We start from the raw sequence: 19742 nt of genomic DNA on the forward strand, positions 1-19742 counted from the left end.
TTTTAGCTAAAAGATACAACCGGGCAGTTGCTAAACTTTATTTCTTATTTTACTCTGTATAAAACTTTTCTTGATGTTGGGTAGCTAATTTCAGTAGCTCTTTTGCTTTTTCGGGATAACTATCAATCACATTGCCTTTCTCATAAGGATCATGAAGCAGGTCGTATAAAGTTGTATCTAAATCTTCCTGATAATAAGATCCCGGCGCGCCACCAACCCCGGCTTTAGACAAAGTGCGGTAAGGGTGCCTTAAATGTAGTTTCCACCTTCCATCACTACTCATTACACCTTGTAAGTTTGCATCATTGGAAAAAGGATAATATTGATGAGGGTTTTGGGCTCCGGGCTTATCTACTATTAAATCCCATACATCCTTCCCGTCTATTTCATTTTCGGGAAGTGGCGTGTTAGTAAGTTTACAGATGGTAGGTAAAATATCGATAGAGCTAAAGGTTTTTCGGGTAATAGTTCCAGCTTTTATTTCTTCGGGATATTTGATAATAAGGGGATTGCGAACTCCACCTTCAAAAATAGTTCCTTTACCTTCACGAAAACGCGTTATTCCAGCGTGATCCCCATAGGCCAGCCAGGGGCCATTATCTGAAGCGATAAAAACAAAAAGGGTATTAGCTTCTAATCCATTTTTTTTGATGGCATCGTTAACCTGCCCTACAGACCAATCTAACTCCATCATCACATCGCCATAAACCCCGGTTCCCGATTTGCCCTGAAATTTTTCACCGGCAAAAACAGGTACATGCGGCATAGAATGCGGGAGATAGAGGAAAAATGGTTCATCTTTATTCTTTTCTATAAAACTTACAGCATCCTGGGTATACCATTTGGTAAGCTCTGTTTGGTGCTGGGCGGTAACACTATCAATTACAACCTCGCCATTCTTCCAATACTGAAGTGGCCATTTACCCCAATATTCAGGATTTTCGGGATGACCAGACCACATATCGTTAGAATACATTAAGCCAGAAGATTCCTCAAATCCCCTATCGTGCGACCTATGGCCCGGTTTATCGCCCAGGTGCCATTTACCAAAAATCCCGGTTTTATAACCATTTTTCTGTAGCACTTCTCCCATAGTTGCAAATTGCGGATCAAGACCCGGTTCACCAGGCCCGTGAGCCCCAAAAACCTTTGTACGCCCCGGGTAACTTCCAGTTAGCAACGCAGCGCGGGAAGCCGAACAAACCGCTTGCGGAACATAAAAATTATAAAAACTACGCCCTTCTTCTGCCAAAGTTTCAACATTGGGAGTTGGATATTGTGGGTTTCCAAAAGGTGCAAAATCATCGAAGGCCCCATCGTCTAAAAAGATTAAAACTACATTGGGTTTAGAAGCTTTGCTATCATTAGCTGTATCGGTTTTGCATCCTAAAACCGCAAAAGGAATAAGAGCCAATATCAGATAGGTAAAGTTGCATCTAAATTTTTTCAGCTTTATTTTTTTTGTTCCCATTTTAAAAAAAATCATTCTTTAATTGTTTTATCACATTAAAAGGCAGTTAAGTAATTATTTTACGACCAAATGCCATCTTTTATTATTAATCTCCTGTTTATAGGTATGTAAACGCTTTAATTAAAACAAGGTAAAACTACCTCCTTAATTAAGAAACCTAAGCAAGGATAGAAAGCTACTTTCTTTATTAAGCACTCCATCTTATTGATTTTAGATAATTAGCTACGACCAGATAATATCACTCCAACTTAAGCCTAGTCTACTTTTTAAAATATTTTGATTTGAAACTGTATTCTTTCCAGGCGAAATTTAAAACTTTTGATTCATAATTAGATGTTCCTGGGCTTATATATTTTCTTTGAAACACACTGCCTTGTGAGTACATGGCTTATATTTTCACCAAATAACTTCCGTATATTAGTTTAACATCCCAAAGTTTTTAATATTCAAATACATGGTAATAGCATTAGAACCTACTAGCCAAAAAACAAGTAAAATAATTGCATAATTCTATTCAAACAAACCCGGTAACCACAGGCTAATAGCAGGAATAAAAGTAATTAGAAGTAACACTAGAAACATTACCACATAGAGTGGTAGTAAGGGTTTTATTACCTTTTGAATACTGGTTTTTGCCACACCAACTCCTACAAAAAGAACAGAACCCACCGGTGGTGTACATAATCCTACGCATAGGTTCATTACCATAACAATTCCAAAATGGATTGGATCTACTCCCAGGTTTTCCATAACTGGTAAAAATATAGGTGTAAAGATTAGTACAGCCGGGGTGACGTCCATAAAAATTCCTACAAAAAGCAACAATAAGTTAATAATCAATAAAATCACAAACTTGTTATCGCTAAGAGAAAGTAAGGTATCGCTAACGGCCTGAGGTATATTTTCATAAGACATTACCCAAGACATACTCATAGATGCAGCAATTAACAACATAACAATAGCGGTGGTACCTACCGAATCCAGAAATACTTTAAAAAGAATTTTTCTATCCAGTTCCCGGTATATAATAGCTAAGACCAGGCAATATATAACTGCAATTCCAGAAGCCTCGGTGGCGGTGAATACTCCAGACACAATTCCACCAATTACTACTACTAATAGCAAAAGGCTGGGAAATGCGTTAAAAAAGGTAGAGAGTATTTTTTTAAAGCTTGTTGAATTCCCGGCTGGATATTTTTTCTTTTTAATCCATACACTGGCTGCAAGCATAAGGGCCAACCCCATTAAAATTCCGGGGATATAACCGGCTAAAAATAAAGACGCAATAGAAACCCCTCCACTGGCCAAAGAATATACAATAAGCACATTAGAAGGTGGAATTACCATTCCTGTGGTAGAAGAAGTAATATTAATTGCCGCCCCAAACTCTTTAGAGTAATTTTCCTTCTCCATAGGTGGCCCCAGAATACCTCCAATGGCTGAAGCAGCCGCTACGGCAGAACCGGAAATAGCACCAAATAATATTGCTGCTATTACATTTACATACACCAATCCGCCGGGCATAGAGCCAATTAAGGCCTTCGCAAAATCAATAAGTCGCCGGGCAATTCCTCCCTGGTTCATTATTTGTCCCGCTAAAATAAAAAATGGAATTGCAAGCAACGAAAAGCTGTCTAATCCTGTTCCCATTCTTTGCGCTATGGTGGTAAAAGCTACCAGTGAATCGAGTGAAGCCAGCATAGTAAATAAACAAGACAACCCAATAGACCAGGCTACCGGCACCCCAATGGCCAGTAATACTACAAATGAAATTACAAGGATTAATATTTCTGAAATCATGTTAGGTACTTTTCGGAATTTAAAATTTCATTTACTTTATAAGCTATTACCAATACACCACTTAGAGGAAGTACAGTATAAATAATGTATAAGGGAACCCCTAAGGCAGCCGAGTTTTGCCCCAGGTCAAAATTCACATAAACAAGGTTGCCCCCACCAATAATTAAAACCGTTATACAGAAAAATATTATTAAGACATTAATGCTGATTTTCAGTCTTTTTTTGTGCAGTGGGTTTAATTTGCTTTCCAACAAATCTATTGCTAAATGATTTTGCTGTCCTGATGCATAAGCCGCTCCTAAAAGCCCAATCCAAATGAGTAGAAAACGGGACAACTCTTCGGTTATAGAACTTGGGGCTTGCATTACATATCTTGAAAAGACCTGCCAGGTTACTGCCATAACCATAATAGCCATAAGTAGTACTAAAAAATGACTTAAAACTTTATCTATATTTTCTTTCATCTGTATATAGTTTTATAGCATATGCAGAGATTCTACTACATAGAAATAACCGTATCTCTGCATGGTTAATTTTCTCATCTGGGATTTTACCGGTTTAAATAATACTAGCCTGTTTTCTGGATTTTATCTATCAGGGTTTTAAGCTGAGGATTTTTGGCAAATTCCTCGTACATAGGTTTTACCTTAGCCCTAAACTTATCTTTATCTACCCTAAAGATCTCCACGCCGGCTTTTTTAACTTCTTCCAGTGCTTCCAATTCGGCCTCTCTCCAAATCTCCTTCTGATATTTGGTAGACTCTACAGCGGCTTCTTTAAGCCATTTTTGCTCCTCATTACTTAACTTATTCCAAACCGGCGTACCAATTACTAATTCATCGGGGAGGGAAGTATGTTCATCTAGTGTATAATACTTGCATATTTCATAATCTCGGGTTAAATGGAATGTTGGCGGATTATTCTCTGCGCCATCTACGATTCCCTGTTGTAAGGCTGTATATAACTCACTGGGAGAAATTGGGGTTGGGGACCCTCCCAATAACTTAACCATGCGTATGGCTGCCTGGTTTTGCATTACCCGTATTTTTAGACCTTCAAGATCTGCAGGTTTTCGAATTGGCTTTTTACTGTAAAAACTTCTACTCCCGGCATCGTAAAAAGTAAGCCCTTTTAACCGTTGTCCAGTACTTGCATTAAGCAGCTCTTTTCCTATTTCACCTTCTAGCACCTTAAAACGATGTTCCCGATCTCTAAAGAGGAATGGCAAACCAAATACTTCTAATTCAGGGGCAAAATTTGCCATTACTCCTGAAGAAATCTTAGTCATGCCCAAACTACCAATTTGCAATAACTCCAAAGATTCCCGTTCTGAACCTAGTTGTGCGTTCGGGTAAATTGCAAGCTTCATCCTACCATTAGATTTTTCCTGAAGTCTTTTGTTCATAAAAACCATTGCCTTATGAACCGGATGGCTAACATCTAAATGGTGACCAAGTTTTATAATCTTTACATCACTATGTTCCTCACAGGAAATGAAAATACCAATTAGCAAAATCAACAGAAGCTTTTTGCCTATCCTTTTTTGAAATTTCACTAGTCTTTTGTTTTAGCTCGTTGTACGTATTTCAGGGCTCCTTCTAATTTTTCTTTTAAAGTATCGAGGTTATAAGAGCCATCTTTATTTTTAATAAAAACTTTAGACCCCACACCTACACAATGTACTCCTGCAGCAAACCATTGCTTTAGACTTTCTTCAGTAGTATCTACCCCACCGGTAGGCATAATACTGCTCCAGGGCATAGGCCCTTTTACTGCTTTTATAAAAGATGGACCTCCTACCGTGCCACCCGGAAATATTTTAACTACCTCTGCCCCTAATTCCTCGGCATACGATATCTCGGTCACCGAACCGCAACCCGGCATCCAGGCTACTTTACGACGATTACAGGTTTTGGCCATTTCTGGATTAACAATAGGAGAAACAATAAAGTTTGCACCTAATTGGAGGTATAACGAAGCAGTACCGGCGTCTATAACCGAGCCTACTCCCATTATCATTCCGTCCAGGTTTTTTAAAGCATATTTATTCAGCTCGCCAAAAATCTCGTGCGCATAATCCCCGCGGTTAGTGAATTCAAACACCCGGGCTCCCGCCTCATAGCAAGTTTTTAAAACTTCTTTACATACTTCCAGGTTATTACTATAAAAAACCGGAACGATACCCGTCTTTTTCATAGTTTCTACTACCATTATTCTCGTATAATTCGCCATATACTTCTTTTTATTGCTATGTTTTACTTAATCATATAATACCTTACAAATCTCACAGAATGTATTATCGTTTTATTCTCCCCCCTGTATTTCCATTCATGACATCCAATACTTCCTCCAAACTCACCAGGCTATTATCACCCAAGATAGTATGTTTTAAAACACAAGATGCGGTTGCGAATTCTAAGGTATATTGATCATCATAATTTTCAAGCCCATAGATAATTCCTGCAGCAAATGCATCGCCGGTACCAATACGATCTATCACACTAGATATTTCTAATTCTACCGTGTTGATGTATTCTGTACCAGTCCAGGCCTGTCCGTAAATTTTTTGCCAGGAAGCACTAACACCTGTCCTTACTTTATCGAAAACCTTTTCGATACTGGGAATAGTAAAAATAAGCTCTTTGCTGGCTTCAATAAATCCTTCCCTACTAAGTTCAAAATCGGTTTTGAGTATTTCGTTAATTTCATTTACTCCGCCAATAAAGATATTGGAAAGTCCTGTAAGCTCGGCCAATACTTCGCCCCCTTCTTTTCCGTATTTCCATAAATTGTTACGATAAGAGGGGTCCGCAGTAACTGTTATTCCTTTTTTTTGGGCGACTTCCAACCCATTTTTTAAAGTTTTATATGCTGCTTCTGAAATTCCCGGCGTAATACCGGTCCAATGAAAGTAGCTACAATCATCCAATATTTCCTCCCAATTAATTGTATCTGGGATGATATTGGCAAAAGCACCATGAAGCCGATTGTAGGAAATCTGGCTAGGTCTCATTCCTGCACCTATTTCCAGGAAATAAAGTCCTAACGGATGATCTACCCTGGTTACAGCAGGCACTTCAATACCCAGATGGCGCATAGAAGCAATTGCAGCTTCTCCTACAAAATCTTTAGATACCGCACTAACCTGCTCTACACGCATTCCAAAATTAGCCAAAGATGCGGCCACATTCAATTCGGTGCCCCCAAAAAAGAACTCCAATTGATGGGACTGCCGCATCTTTCGGTGATTAGATGGAGATAAACGCATTAAGACTTCTCCAAAAGTAACTATCTTACTCATTGGCCGGTTTTCCTATAGTAGCTAAAATTCCACCGTCAACATAAACCACCTGACCATTTACAAATTTACTGGCTTCAGACGCTAGAAATATTGCGGCTCCCTGTAAATCTTCCGGGTCTCCCCATCTTGCAGTTGGTGTTCTACTAATTATAAATTCATTAAAAGGGTGTCCATCTTTACGAATAGGTTCGGTTTGGCTAGTGGCAAAATAGCCGGGGCCAATACCATTAACCTGAATGTTATGTCTTGCCCACTCGGTAGCTAAGTTTCTGGTAAGCATTTTTAATCCTCCTTTGGCTGCTGCATAGGCACTAACATTATCCCTGCCCAATTCACTCATCATACTACACATATTGATGATTTTCCCCGACTTTCTCTTAATCATATCGGTTGCAACCAATTTAGACATGATAAATGGACCTACAAGATCTACATCTATCACTTTTCTAAAGTCTGCCACCTTCATATCTACAGCCATCTCACGCTTTATAATCCCTGCATTATTTACAAGGATGTCTATCTTGCCATGGGCTTCCAAAATCTTATTTACATATTCTTCGGCCTCATTTTCATCGGTTACATCAAAAAGATAAGGAGTGGCTTTGTAGCCTTCATTTTTATATTCTTCAATCGATTGTTCTAATTTGTCTTTAAAAATATCAGTAATAACCAATTCTGCTCCAGACTCGGCAAGCCCCTTAGCTATAGCCATTCCCAGGCCGTGAGTACCACCGGTTACCAATGCTACTTTTCCACTTAAATCAAATAACTTCATTGTCTTTCTACTTTTATAATTATTGTTTTATTTCAATTCGTTTACCGCAACCTTATCCATATCACTATAATCCAGGTTTTCTCCGGCCATTCCCCAAATAAAAGTATAGCTAGATGTTCCTGCGCCAGCGTGTATAGACCATTCCGGGGAAATTATTGCCTGGTGGTTTTTCATAAAAATATGACGGGTTTCATGGGGTTGCCCCATAAAATGACTTATGGTTTGCCCTTCTTCCAAATCAAAATAAAAATACACTTCCATTCTGCGTGAATGGGTATGTGGTGGCATGGTGTTCCAAATATTTCCTTCTGCCAATTCGGTCATTCCCATTTGTAATTGACAGGTATCTATTACCGAATTTACAAGGAGTTTATTGATTGTTCTTTTATTTGAATATTTATCATCTCCAAGATGCACAATTTCAGCTTCATTCTTAGTTACTTTTTTTGTTGGGTAAGCTTTATGTGCCGGGGCAGAATTTAAGTAAAAATAAGGCTGCTCTCCATCAACTGCCTCAAAGCTTACTTCTTTATTTCCGCGACCTACATATAGGGCTTCTTTATGGCCAAGCTCATACTCTTTGCCATCTACAGTAACCTTACCGCTTCCACCTACATTAATAATTCCCAATTCTCTTCTCTCCAGAAAAAAGTCGGCTTTTAATTCATCTATAGGCTCAAGCATTACTTTTTGATCTACCGGAAATGCTCCTCCCGCAATGTACCTATCGTACATGGTGTAGGTTAGGTTAATTTCATTTTTCTTAAAAAGTTCCGGAAGCAAAAAATGATCCCTTAAATCCTGGGTTGTATATCTCTTGGCATCTTCTGGATGATGTGCGTACCTAAAATCTGAATTTGTCATAATTTTTTGTTTTTTACTTACTACTTAACTTATATTAAACACTAAAAAGCATTTATTACACTTTATTTTAAACTAACCTCTAAAGGTTTATCTATAATCTTTTCCTGTTTTAGCAACATTCTTTTCCATTCTTCCATAGAAGAAACCTGGCCACTTCGTTCCCAGGCAAAACCAGCATAATAAACCAATTTTTCTTTTGGCTGCATTGTTATTAAAAGATTGCTTTGGTCGGGAGTCTTTGAGACACGGGCAAAGATTGAATCTACTTGTTTGGGGTCTACAATTATACCTTCCCCTACATGGGATCCGTCTATAGTTTCCCAATGTAAAAGCCAGGCATTCTCTTCATCCATTTCAAAATCTCCTTCATTTTTATGAAGCGTAATCCCCGCAGCATAATTGGGCACTTCTTTATCTGAAGAAAACGTACTTTCAAACTTTGAAAAGTTAGTACCCAAATCAAGGCTTATACGTTTAGTTTCCTTGACATTGTATGGACTCCAGGGTGCATAGCTTAATTCGAATACTGTTCGCAAGGGTCCCTGTGCTATAATATTAAAATCCACAAAATTTTCTGAAACATATAAGCTATCATTTTCATAAATACCAATTCCACCGGTGCCGCGACTACTGCCTACGTGATAAGGATCATAGCCATCTCCCCTATCGGTATGGTAATAGCCTTCTTCTTCGGTATTTCTTTTATACCATTCGTCTATAATAGATCTATTGGTACTTTTTAACCACAAGTCAATTCCACTGGAAACCACACCTCCGGGAACACCATCTAAAGCCGCTTGTTTGGCTGCAGGACCATAAGTTCTAAAAGCAACTTTGTCGTTTTCCCAGGTATAATCGTCAATACGCTCGGGAACAAAACGAGAATATGCTACGACATTGCTTTTAGGAGCAGTTTTACTACTATCTTCTACTATGATGTATTTCACAGAAGAATTTGCACCTACTTTCACCTGAAAAAGAATTTCATCGTTGATGCCATCCTGGTTATAATCTATCCATTGGGTTCGCAGGTACTCTTCTTTTCCCTCCTTTTTAATTCGAAGATTCTCTTCAGATTTATCTTCCAAAAAACTTTGTAAATCCTGCTTTTTAATTCCAACCACTTCATTTCTGTTAAAATCCAGTTCGTTTTGAACCTCAACAGTTAGCGACTCCTCTGCTTTCTCTTTAGTATTAGATTTACAACTAGCAAATAATAAAAGTACGCTTAGAAAAGTTAAAACGTACCCTAATCCTTTGGTCTTTATTTTCATATTTCTGGTATAAATTTTAAAACTCTTTAATTAGTCAATTACCTATTATATTAATCCCTCTAATCCTGGTAAGGAATTAAGTTTTTGTATTTTTTATCTTGAAACCAGGGGTCGTTTGCCTTCTTAAGCTTTTGGGCTAAAACTTTCAAAAGCTTTCCAGATAAACCTGGTTTTTCCTCCAATGGAATTTTATAATATTGATAAGGATCTTTTGTATTATCAAAAATATAGGCTTCCCCTATTTTAGCTCCTTCCAAATTGCCCTGTTGTTCTTTAACTTCTGTTAAAACCAATGTATACCTATTGGTTTGCAGGCCACGGGAATTTTTCAACATTAGCAATATACTTCCAGGTTTAGCATCGACTCTCCCCGGATTTTTTATAAAGGCAGAAAGGTCTTTACCTTCAACGGCTTCTGGCGTTTCTTCTTTTAAACCTGCCAAGCTTGCAATGGTAGGATAAATGTCTGGGCTTCCCAATAAGACATCTGTTTTACCAGGCTTTATTCTTCCTGGCCAGTGCACAATAAAAGGGACCGCCGTAGATTCAGTATAAAAAACATTTTTAGCGGTAAGCCCATGACTTCCCATCATTTCACCATGGTCTGCAGTAAAAACCACTATGGTGTTATCCAAAACTTTCAATTTTTTTAGTTGCTCTAAAACCCTACCTATATACTTATCTATACTTGTTACATTGGCAAAATAGTTACGCACATAACTGGCCACTTTAAGATCTGCATTGAGCCTTACCACCAGGGCACTATCAATGTTAGGGTATTTATCGGTATCATAATGTTTACGATACTCTACCATATCTGTATTGGCATTATCCCAGGGATTGTGCGGCGGATTAATAGACCAGATCATAAAAAATGGCTTATCTGCATTTCTTTGATTTCTTTTATTCTTAAGATATTCAATAATGGTTTCAGATTCTATTTTAGTGGAAAACTCACGAGGTTGATATAACTCCCCATCTTTATTCCCACCTACTACTGCAGGATCGTTAGAAAACACAAACGGATTTGCATGCTCATCTTTCAACACCTGATAATAATAATCTATATCGTGCCTATCTACTCCAGGCGGGATATAAGTGTCAAAATCATTTATATAATTACCTCCCGGGGCATCTTCGGTTCCTACATAATCTCCCGCATTATTAAATTTTGGCACCGGCTTTATATAATGTGCTTTTCCGAAATAGGAAATATCATAGCCTTCCTCGTGAAATAAATTGGTAATAGTGATAATGTTTTCTTTTAACGACTCCTCTCTTCCAACCCTGGCATTGTTCCAAATCCCATTCTGCTCAGGATACATACCCGATAAAAGCATACCGCGGGAAGGACTACAAAGTGGATAATTAGCAAAGGCCTGGGTAAAAACCACAGCGTTTTTGGCCAAATTATCTATTGTGGGCGTAATTACCGGGTCTGGCTTCCCTACTACCGCATCCCGATATCCAGGTTCTGACCAAAAGCCTGCACTATATCGCCTAAGTTGATCGGGATAAATAATCAATACATTCGGCCTTTCCTTACTATCCCGAATTTCTACAGTTTTATTTACAGAGTTACACCCCAATAAACTTAGTACTGCTATATATAAAAATCCAAAACAAGGTTTTGACATGTTCATCCCAGTTATCTTTCACAAATATTGAATTGTATCCCAAAAATTGTTCGTTGAACAAAACAGAAGAAACAATTACCTATCATCGATTATCTTATTTCCCAGAAGCCTCGCGGTAGCGCAATAAGGCTTCTACGTAATAATAATCGGCATAATTTAATGGTACATTAATTTCATTTTTGTGAGGAATACTCCCAACACTATGCTTTAAAATAAAATGATTGTTTTCTCCTATATTGGCGGTGTATTCGCTTGAAGCAAGTGACTTTAGGATCTTGTTGGCTGCCTCCATATACTTTTCATCATCATAGCCTGCAAGTTCAATAAGCGCTGAAGCCGTGATAGCTGCAGCCGAGACATCTCTAGGTTCATTAGGAATATTTGGCGCATCATAATCCCAATATGGAATCATATCCTCTGGTGTGCTTTCATTGCTCAGTATAAAATCGGCTATTTTTGTTGCCTGTTCCAAATAGGCTTCATCTTTGGTATACCTATAGCTAAGGGTGAAACCGTATAGACCCCAGGCCTGCCCCCTGGCCCAGGAACTCTCGTGATTAAACCCCTGTGCAGTTTGTTTACTTCTTACTTTGCCGGTCTTAGGGGCATAATCTATCACGTGGTAAGAGCTGTTGTTATCCCTAAAATGATTTTTCAATGTGGTATTGGCATGTGTAATTGCTATTTGCTTATATTTTTCATCCCCAGTCATTTTACTAACCTCAAAAAGCAACTCCAGGTTCATCATATTGTCTATTATTACCGGAAATTTCCAACCTCTTTCAGATTGCCAGCCTCCATCTACATTCCAACTCTTAATAGACCCTACCTTAGGGTTAAAACGCTCAATTAGTGAATTGGCAGCGGTAATAAGAACATCTTTATAGCTTTCATTTTTGGTGTTTTTGTAACCATTTCCATAAGAACATTGGAAGACAAAACCCAGATCATGATTACTCTTAATATTTTTGAAATTTTCAAATTTTGATTGAAAATAATCAGCGGCATCTTTCCATTTTTCATCATTAGTATCTTCAAAAAGGTACCAGCAAGTTCCGGGAAAAAAACCTATGGTCCAATCAAACCCCTGGTTTGCCCAATGTATCCCCCCTTGCTTATTTACAGTACGAGGAACCCTATCTGCTTCCCGGGCATCTTTCAACAATAAATCATATTGCTTAGCCGCCAACGCCAATTCCTTATCAGGAAAGTTTTCTGCGGCAACTTTAGGTGTAGCTACTTTTGTTTCTTTCTTTTCACCGTTCTCTTTACAGGAAAAAAGAACTACCAAAATACAAACTAAAAAGCCGATTTTTGATTTTTTCATTTATACTAGTTTAAGCTTATTATCTTTTGATATGCAACTCTTTAGCAACCCAACAAGCACGTATAAGTCCACAGCAATCTTCCATTACTATTCTTTAATACACACCAGGATCACCTGATTAATGAACAATGTTACAAATTTTAATCCATAAAAACAATCGATTGTATAATGAATTATTTTTTTAATAAATAAGTACAATTGCATTCAGAAACCAGTTGGTTCACTTTTGTCACAAAACTATTCTTGATAATAAGAGTTTAGAAGGCCAGGCAGCTAACTGTGATAAAAATCACTCCATAGAAACCGGGCAAACCCCAAATTTATTTGGTCTATAGTTTTTTTAATACTCCTTAATAGAATCAATTTTAAAGGAATAGTAGCTCAATTGATTAGAAATCATTACAATCGATTGTGATAATATTTGTATATTTGTAATCTTTCCCAAAAAAGAAACGTTTAAGGCAAAAAACCTATGCTAAAAGGAATAAAATTTTTAGCTTACTGATTATTAGCATTAATATCTCCTAAATAAAAGTTTTAGTAAGCATATTTAGATGAAATACTCAGTATTTTTTGCTCAATTATCAATTTAAGTGCAATTAACATATGAAAAATCACCGCACAACCATACACGATATTGCCCGAGAGCTAAAAATAGATAGCTCTACGGTTTCACGAGCTTTGAACAATAATAGTAAAGTTACTGCAAAAACCAAAGCAAAAGTGATTGCCAAAGCAAAAGAGTTAGGCTACCAACGCAATCTTTTAGCTTCTAATTTAAGACAAAGCAAAAGTAATACTATAGGTGTTGTAGTTCCGCGGATATCAAGATATTTCTTTTCTACGGTAATTGCGGGGATTGAAGAAAGTGCTTTTAAAACAGGGTTTAACGTGGTAATTTGTCAATCTCAGGAAAGCCTGGAGAAAGAACAGGCCATTATAAAAAACCTTATTTCAAATCGTGTAGATGGCGTAATTATCTCTATTGCCATGGAAACACAAAATGGAGAACATCTAAAACAACTTAAAAATAACGGAATTCCATTGGTATTTTTTGACCGGTTTTGCCCCGAGGTACAGGAAAGCAGCCAGGTTCTTATAGACGACCAACAAGCTGCATACGACGCTGTAAATCACCTTATTTCGCAAGGCTGTTCTAAAATTGTGCATTTCTCCGGCCCTCAAACACTGGAAATTTACAAAAACCGATTAAGAGGTTATAAATTGGCTTTACTGGAAAACAATCTACCTTTTAAAGAAGAGCTTGTGATTAATTCACCTTTAATGGAAGCGAATGGTTATGAAGAAACTCAAAAACTTTTAGATGCCAAAATAGATTTTGATGGAATATTTTCTGCCAACGATATTGCTGCTATTGGTGCCTTAAAGCACCTAAAAGAGAAAGGAAAGAGAATTCCTGAAGATATAGCTGTTATAGGCTTTAGTAATGAACCTTCTTCAAAAGTTATAGAGCCTCCACTCTCTACTATTGATCAATCTGCTTTTGAAATTGGTAAAAATGCATACGATCTTCTCATAGATAATATTAAGAGAGGGGAAAAAGAGGTTTTACATAAAACCATTACGCTTAAATCTACCCTACTAGCCAGAGGCTCTTCTCTTAGGAAAAAATAAACTAAAGATCTAATATCTATAAAATATTAATGCCAGACATCTATTTTTCTTTACACTACCTATTTACCTGGTAGACCAAATTTGCTTTTGGCTCCAGTCCTCGGCCGGGTCTGACCAAAAGGGGGTTTCCGGCTCAAGTCCTAAGATTAGAAAGACTTCAGTACAAAGATAAAGGCTACCTGTAGAGATGTAAGCTTCAGCCATTTCTGGCTGATGCCCATAAAAACCAAGGGTTAACCAGCCATTCTCGTCAAACATATCTTTAGCGGTCATTTGTTTTTCAATCACCGCTTGCAGTCCTGAACGTACCTGGGCAGGTGTAATGGCTTTAGGTAGTTTTTGAAAAAGCGCTATTTGTGACAATGCCTGGAAGGCGCCAAACCTGTAGGTTGAAGACCTCCCCAAAGGAGGATAAGTGCCGGATGGAGAAATTAAACGCTCCTGAATAAGAGCGTATTTTTGCGCCCTCTTCACTATTTCATTATACTCCTCATCAATATCCTTATATCTCCAGCCTAAATCATTCTTTCTGTCCACCAGTACTTTGTAAATATCCAATAACATAGGCTGAATTACATAACCGTTATAGTAGTCCCAGTGAAAATTAGGGCCATCTCCATACGTACCATCCCCCAGGTACCATTCATCATGTTTCTTTATGGCATACTGAATACGAACCATATCTGCTTCTCCTTCAAATTTAAGGATAGCGGCTTCTACCATGGCCGTAAACAACAACCAGTTGTTATAAACAGGTTCAATTTTTCGGGTTTTCTTCAGAGAAATAAGAATATTTTCCCTGGCCTCTTCATCTAATCTTCCCCATAGCTCTTTTGGTGCTCGCAATAAACCCTGAGCGAGAAAAGCAGCATCCACTAAAGGTTGATTCCCCTCGCTAAAATTCATATAGTCTTTAGCCCTGGGATTTGTAGCATTCTCCAAACCTTTTAGGCTAAGTTGTATGTACTTTTCCCTTAACCTGCCTTCTTCTGTTTCATCTGGCCCCAGTTCCAACCAGGGAGCAATTCCAGACAGAGTTCTTCCAAAAGCCTCGAGATAAGTATAATTAGATCTCTTTGCATTATGAACAACTTCAACGGGCATCGTCTCTTTAAGCTTGTTATTTGCTAAAGCCGATAGAACAGGATCTGATATTTTCACTAAGGCGTTTACAAAATATTCCCGTGACTCTATTTTTGCTTTATCCTGTGCAAATGTTGAAAAGGACATTAAAAAAATGCATGTTAAAAGAACTAATTGAATTCTATATTTTTGATTTATCATTTCTTACATTAAAATTAAAGGTATGAATAACCTAATTATTTTAAGATATAAATCTCTTTTTCGTTATTTTTTATTTCTATAAGCGCGACTTCCCCCATTATTGCCTGGCCTTCTACATAAAAAAATGTGGTAAGTACAGGAGCTTTTTTATGAGCGACTACTAGAATATATTCTTTAGAGTTAAATCTTAATTTCACTGCCTCCACTTCTTCGTCAGGGCGCAACGTATTCATTACATCATAAACCGGTACCTTCTCAAATTTCACTTTAGTATTTTCAGGGAAATAGAGTAACGTAATAAAAGAATTGAAGCCTGTCTTTTCGATAGAGAATTCAGCCTTTAGACTCTCCTCTTTCAAATTATATTCAGGAGATATCCAGGCCTCTTCCAGACTAATATCAACCGGATTTATGGGTTGAATCATTAAATTATTATCGGGGTAAGTTGTAGAAACCGAGTTTCCATTTAGGCTTATTCTTTTATTGGGAAAATTAAAAAACTGCGAATAAGTATGTGTTTCTTTCCCTTTAAAGCTATCTATTAACAGCCAAACATCGGGTTTTAAATACAACATTCTTCTTTTTACGTCTACCGGATCATCAAGACGTTGATATGCTGTATTAATCGCTTCGGCGTAGTCAAATTCTTTTTCAGTTATAGCTAAAACACCTTCCTGTTTGGCATCAAATTTATTCCCCCAGGAAGTTCCATAAACACTATTTGGCTTTCCATCTACCGCTAAAGTATTGTGAGAACGACTGTCTTTAAAATACTCTCGCCATTTGTTATTTACATACGTAAATCGCCCTGGATCTACCAGATAATCGCGCCCAAAAGCAAAAAGACTAAAATGCAACAAATTATCGTGGGAATGTCCTCCCCCCAACCTTTTTAAATGAAAACTGCTATAAAAAGCATCTTCCTGCCAGGAAGACCTGGAATACAAATCGCCCGAACTTTCCTGAAAAATTGAAAGGAATTCAGGCACTTGTTTATTTAATTCTTTATAAGCCTTTTTGCTTTCTATATCAAATAAAAACTCATTTTCATAATCTGCAATAGAAAAAGCACGGCTCTTTATAACCGGATCCATAAAAATAATTCCGGCAGTAGTAAGAAGGTCTCGTAAATCGGTGTCGTCACTATCTCCTAGTAAAGGTTGGTGATAATTAGGCTTTTGCCACTCCAGGTTAGCATAAGCCATATCCTTTGTTTTCTTAACAATAGTTTTAGGCAGACTTGTATTTGTGCGCTGTGATAACAAAACCACGTTCATAAAACTATGAAAAACCTCATTATGATACATTGGCGATTGCTCCCATTGTGTGCCATCTCTTAAGATTTGATTTCTTGCGGTTACCAGAAGGTTTTGGACAGCATCCTCCTTCCATTTATCTGCTTTGCTAAATTCGGGCATAAATAAGGCTATATGATAAAGCCCTTGAAATTCCAGCACCCCCCAGTTACTGGTTTGAGAAAATTTGCTAAAACCCTCATTTAAATACTCGGCGTGTTGAACCAGGGAATTCATAAATTTCCAAAAAAAGCCTGGAGTAATACTTTTTGATCCTTTAAAATATTCGAAACTTTTTATCCAGTTTTCTGCCCTTATTCCCGTATCTATACGCCGCCAGGATGTAGCTTTGGTTTCCTTAGAAAGAGGATTAGAGTCTATCCAATCGCTTACCTGCTGCACAAAGGTTTTAGCGTATTTCTCTTTTCCCGTTAGCAGGTACGCTTTACCTAAATCCTGCCAATATCTTCCACGATTAAGCATAAAAGTCCACTCGGGATCACCAAAAGGATTGGCCTGCCAGTCTATTTCGTTCTCAAACTGATAAGGAATATTGGTTTTTTCCATATCCCACGGATAACGAAACAGAAAATATTTTTCTCGAACCTCTTCTGCCGTAGCAATTGAGCGTTCTACCTCCTTTGGGAATTCTTGCCTAATCCTATCAGCATCATTTGATGATAACTTTAAGTATAAATTATCTTTTTGTTTAAAATAATCCAGGAGTGCTTTTTTGGCTTTATTTTTATCTTCTACAATTACTTCTTTCACCTGATCCATCCCCGGATAGCTTAAATTAAAGTTATTTAATAGAAAGGAATCTTCTTGTGCCTGAGTAGCTAACACAGAGCAAATAAATAGGTAGGATAAAATAATATTTTTTTTCATACTAAATCTTCTGTTTTATTACTCCTCAAGAATCCGAAAACTGGATACCTCTTTTAATTTATCTATGTTTCTGGAGGTTAAAACTAAACGATATAGCTTTTCCTGCTGCCAGTCTTTCAATAATTTTTCATCATTCAAAACAATCTCCTCTACATCGAACTTGAATTTAGCCGAGGGATAATAAAAATGGACTTTTGTGTCATCTGTCTGTCTTAGAAGTATTTTTCCCTTTTTCACCAATTTAGGAGGGGCTGCCAGCATAAAATTATGGATAGTAGGACTTTCAATTTTATTATACTCAACACTATCTTCTATTATCAATTCAGGCTGTTCCCTTTTTAATTCAAAATTTCTTATCCATTTTTTACTATATGCTTCTTTTGGGTAAGCTTCGCTAATATCTAACCTAAACTTCAAACCTAGATTAGTCTCTTTTACAGATTCATCCTTAGCAGAAAACTCTTTGCCAAAAGCCTGAGAATTATTATTGATTTTTGGTAAGTTATGATAGTCTGATTGCATAGTCCAGATTTCATAACGATCTTTGCTAAAGGTTTTTGCTGTATAGGTTTCTACTCCTACGTCTACTATAAGTGGTTCTCCCTGGTGATACAGAACAAAAGAACCCACATCGTTATGATTGTGACTTTCGTTATTATGCCCTCCTTTAGCTGCAAAGAAGAAACCTTTCTTTCCATTGCTACTTGTTCTTCCTATTACTACACCGGTCTCGTCAAATCGTGAAACCAATTTATTCTCCTTAAGGGGAGCAGTATTCTCTAATTGTTTATATATATAAAGATTGTTTAAGGAATAATCTAAAGAACCAATAATGGGGTGCTCCAAAAAATTAGTGTTTTGTGACACAAAAGCCCCAAACTGCATTAATTCTGGCTTATTGATGTACAAACCGTATCTATATATTAAAGCAGGGTTAGGTTTAACTCGTACCGAAGAGTCTGCAAAATTCACATAGAACTTATTTACAATATGCACATCCATGATATAAGTACCAATATTTTGAATGATTTTTTCCTGACCAAGGTCTATATGACCTTTTGAAACATTTTTTAACAACTCTAAATATTCCAATAATTTACCTCCAGCATGACTCCAATAATTAGGCCCCTCATCAGCAGCCCCGTCTTGTTTATAATAGTTTATAAAGTTGTCTACAGACCTCATACTTTTTTTTACAACTTTTTTCCTTAAATCATTATTTACGGCATCTCCCAGTAAAATTGTACTTAATACTACATTATAATTCACCCATGGATTCCAATTGTTTACAAACTCATTTTCTTTAAATGCCATCCACCAAAAGTCATTGCGCTGAACATACGGCTGAATAATTTTTTCATCTATTTCTAAAAATATTCGTTTTTTAAGTAATGGTGAGATTTTATCAAGCTCAGTACCAAAAAGGTGATATACCCACCCCAGGTTCACTGAAGTTTCGCCTGCGCCCAAGTCTAATATAGGTTCCTGTATATCAGGGACACCGGCTCCAGCTTTTTGTGAAGGCAAATGTGCAGAAAGAACCCAGGAAGATTGCTCACAAAGAGCCCAACTTGCATTAACAATGGCATCAATATATTTTTTTTCACCTTCCAACAATTCGGCAAGCACCAGATTTTTTAATGTCTTATTTCGCTGGCGGTAATACCTTTGCATAATTTCCCTATCTCCAGACCTCACGAATTCTAAATAAGCCGTTACGGGAATAACAGGCCAATTATAAGCTAAAGCAGCTTCTCCTTTCCTTCTTATTTCTTGTTTAGAGCGCTCAGGCAATTCTTGTAACTTTTCACTTATAGATGCTGCAGTAAAACCTGTTAATTCTATATTTTGCCAGCTTGAAAGGCTATGTTCCTGTAGTTCTTTCTGCAATAAATTTCTTTGCTCTTGCGCATTTGCTAAAAGGGGTAAAAAAACAAGAATGAAAAAAAGCAAATTTATAATAGAAGTCCTTTTCCTATAAAGCATTAAATGCAAGTTTCTTAAAATCATACTAACTAAAGTTTTTATTATATCTCGCGCTTCCCTTCCTTTTGAGAGCCCGCCTTACAAATCAATTATTTAAAATTTATTAATCATCTATATAAAGCACTAAGGCTCTTTTTTCATTATAATCTTTGCCAGTAACAGTTAAGCCAACCCAACTGCTTCTTCAAAGCCTTCCTTTAGTTTA

General features: G+C 37.2%; 15 protein-coding genes. 1 reads left to right on the forward strand and 14 read right to left on the reverse strand.

Annotated features, from left to right (window positions below; genetic code table 11):
- Positions 1-49 precede the first annotated feature (49 nt).
- From I6U49_RS04020 to I6U49_RS04070, 11 genes are all read right to left on the reverse strand, one after another.
- The gene (locus tag I6U49_RS04020) at positions 50-1486 is read right to left on the reverse strand and encodes a sulfatase family protein (protein WP_198627673.1); all 1437 of its coding nucleotides are present in this window, start codon (positions 1484-1486) and stop codon (positions 50-52) included.
- Between the two features lie 495 nt (positions 1487-1981).
- Positions 1982-3271, reverse strand: coding sequence for a TRAP transporter large permease (locus tag I6U49_RS04025; RefSeq protein WP_198627674.1), 1290 nt, complete (start codon positions 3269-3271; stop codon positions 1982-1984).
- Entirely contained in the window at positions 3268-3735 is a 468-nt protein-coding gene (locus tag I6U49_RS04030; protein ID WP_193711193.1) for a TRAP transporter small permease, read from the reverse strand. The genes I6U49_RS04025 and I6U49_RS04030 overlap by 4 nt, the downstream gene beginning before the upstream one ends.
- Positions 3736-3839: 104 nt before the next feature.
- Entirely contained in the window at positions 3840-4826 is a 987-nt protein-coding gene (locus I6U49_RS04035; RefSeq protein WP_317191842.1) for a TRAP transporter substrate-binding protein, read from the reverse strand.
- Positions 4826-5503, reverse strand: coding sequence for a bifunctional 4-hydroxy-2-oxoglutarate aldolase/2-dehydro-3-deoxy-phosphogluconate aldolase (locus I6U49_RS04040; protein WP_198627675.1), 678 nt, complete (start codon positions 5501-5503; stop codon positions 4826-4828). The genes I6U49_RS04035 and I6U49_RS04040 overlap by 1 nt, the downstream gene beginning before the upstream one ends.
- A gap of 64 nt (positions 5504-5567) precedes the next feature.
- A complete protein-coding gene (locus I6U49_RS04045) occupies positions 5568-6572 on the reverse strand; it encodes a sugar kinase (protein WP_198627676.1) in 1005 nt (334 codons plus the stop codon).
- Entirely contained in the window at positions 6565-7347 is a 783-nt protein-coding gene (locus tag I6U49_RS04050) for a gluconate 5-dehydrogenase (protein ID WP_198627677.1), read from the reverse strand. The genes I6U49_RS04045 and I6U49_RS04050 overlap by 8 nt, the downstream gene beginning before the upstream one ends.
- A gap of 27 nt (positions 7348-7374) precedes the next feature.
- Entirely contained in the window at positions 7375-8211 is an 837-nt protein-coding gene (kduI, locus tag I6U49_RS04055; protein WP_193711197.1) for a 5-dehydro-4-deoxy-D-glucuronate isomerase, read from the reverse strand.
- 62 nt (positions 8212-8273) lie between these two features.
- Entirely contained in the window at positions 8274-9485 is a 1212-nt protein-coding gene (locus I6U49_RS04060; RefSeq protein ID WP_198627678.1) for a DUF4861 family protein, read from the reverse strand.
- A gap of 59 nt (positions 9486-9544) precedes the next feature.
- Positions 9545-11128 (reverse strand): sulfatase family protein, encoded by a 1584-nt coding sequence (locus tag I6U49_RS04065; protein WP_198627679.1) that lies wholly within the window; start codon positions 11126-11128, stop codon positions 9545-9547.
- An 88-nt stretch (positions 11129-11216) separates the two neighbouring features.
- The gene (locus I6U49_RS04070) at positions 11217-12449 is read right to left on the reverse strand and encodes a glycoside hydrolase family 88 protein (RefSeq protein WP_198627680.1); all 1233 of its coding nucleotides are present in this window, start codon (positions 12447-12449) and stop codon (positions 11217-11219) included.
- Positions 12450-13055: 606 nt separating this feature from the next.
- On the opposite strand from I6U49_RS04070, the gene I6U49_RS04075 reads away from it, so the two are divergent.
- A complete protein-coding gene (locus tag I6U49_RS04075; RefSeq protein WP_193711201.1) occupies positions 13056-14084 on the forward strand; it encodes a LacI family DNA-binding transcriptional regulator in 1029 nt (342 codons plus the stop codon).
- Positions 14085-14147: 63 nt separating this feature from the next.
- On the opposite strand, the gene I6U49_RS04080 is transcribed toward I6U49_RS04075, so the two are convergent.
- The 3 genes from I6U49_RS04080 to I6U49_RS04090 all read right to left on the reverse strand — a co-directional run bounded on the left by I6U49_RS04080 (position 14148) and on the right by I6U49_RS04090 (position 19441).
- On the reverse strand, positions 14148-15314 hold the full coding sequence (locus I6U49_RS04080; RefSeq protein ID WP_232804630.1) for a DUF2264 domain-containing protein: 1167 nt from the start codon (positions 15312-15314) through the stop codon (positions 14148-14150).
- Between the two features lie 89 nt (positions 15315-15403).
- Positions 15404-17551, reverse strand: coding sequence for an alginate lyase family protein (locus tag I6U49_RS04085; protein WP_198627682.1), 2148 nt, complete (start codon positions 17549-17551; stop codon positions 15404-15406).
- A gap of 18 nt (positions 17552-17569) precedes the next feature.
- On the reverse strand, positions 17570-19441 hold the full coding sequence (locus I6U49_RS04090) for a heparinase II/III domain-containing protein (RefSeq protein WP_198627683.1): 1872 nt from the start codon (positions 19439-19441) through the stop codon (positions 17570-17572).
- Between the last annotated feature and the right edge of the window lie 301 nt (positions 19442-19742).

The sequence above is a fragment of the Salegentibacter maritimus genome (genome assembly GCF_016236915.1).
GTDB lineage: Bacteria > Bacteroidota > Bacteroidia > Flavobacteriales > Flavobacteriaceae > Salegentibacter > Salegentibacter maritimus.

Excerpts from the sequence above, each read along its gene's own strand:
- I6U49_RS04085 (WP_198627682.1), bottom strand. The coding sequence starts at position 17,551 with ATGAAAAAAAATATTATTTTATCCTACCTATTTATTTGCTCTGTGTTA.
- I6U49_RS04050 (WP_198627677.1), bottom strand. The coding sequence starts at position 7,347 with ATGAAGTTATTTGATTTAAGTGGAAAAGTAGCATTGGTAACCGGTGGT.
- I6U49_RS04020 (WP_198627673.1), bottom strand. The coding sequence starts at position 1,486 with ATGATTTTTTTTAAAATGGGAACAAAAAAAATAAAGCTGAAAAAATTT.
- I6U49_RS04030 (WP_193711193.1), bottom strand. The coding sequence starts at position 3,735 with ATGAAAGAAAATATAGATAAAGTTTTAAGTCATTTTTTAGTACTACTT.
- I6U49_RS04065 (WP_198627679.1), bottom strand. The coding sequence starts at position 11,128 with ATGAACATGTCAAAACCTTGTTTTGGATTTTTATATATAGCAGTACTA.
- I6U49_RS04040 (WP_198627675.1), bottom strand. The coding sequence starts at position 5,503 with ATGGCGAATTATACGAGAATAATGGTAGTAGAAACTATGAAAAAGACG.
- I6U49_RS04045 (WP_198627676.1), bottom strand. The coding sequence starts at position 6,572 with ATGAGTAAGATAGTTACTTTTGGAGAAGTCTTAATGCGTTTATCTCCA.
- I6U49_RS04060 (WP_198627678.1), bottom strand. The coding sequence starts at position 9,485 with ATGAAAATAAAGACCAAAGGATTAGGGTACGTTTTAACTTTTCTAAGC.
- I6U49_RS04070 (WP_198627680.1), bottom strand. The coding sequence starts at position 12,449 with ATGAAAAAATCAAAAATCGGCTTTTTAGTTTGTATTTTGGTAGTTCTT.
- I6U49_RS04075 (WP_193711201.1), top strand. The coding sequence starts at position 13,056 with ATGAAAAATCACCGCACAACCATACACGATATTGCCCGAGAGCTAAAA.
- I6U49_RS04080 (WP_232804630.1), bottom strand. The coding sequence starts at position 15,314 with ATGTCCTTTTCAACATTTGCACAGGATAAAGCAAAAATAGAGTCACGG.
- kduI (WP_193711197.1), bottom strand. The coding sequence starts at position 8,211 with ATGACAAATTCAGATTTTAGGTACGCACATCATCCAGAAGATGCCAAG.
- I6U49_RS04025 (WP_198627674.1), bottom strand. The coding sequence starts at position 3,271 with ATGATTTCAGAAATATTAATCCTTGTAATTTCATTTGTAGTATTACTG.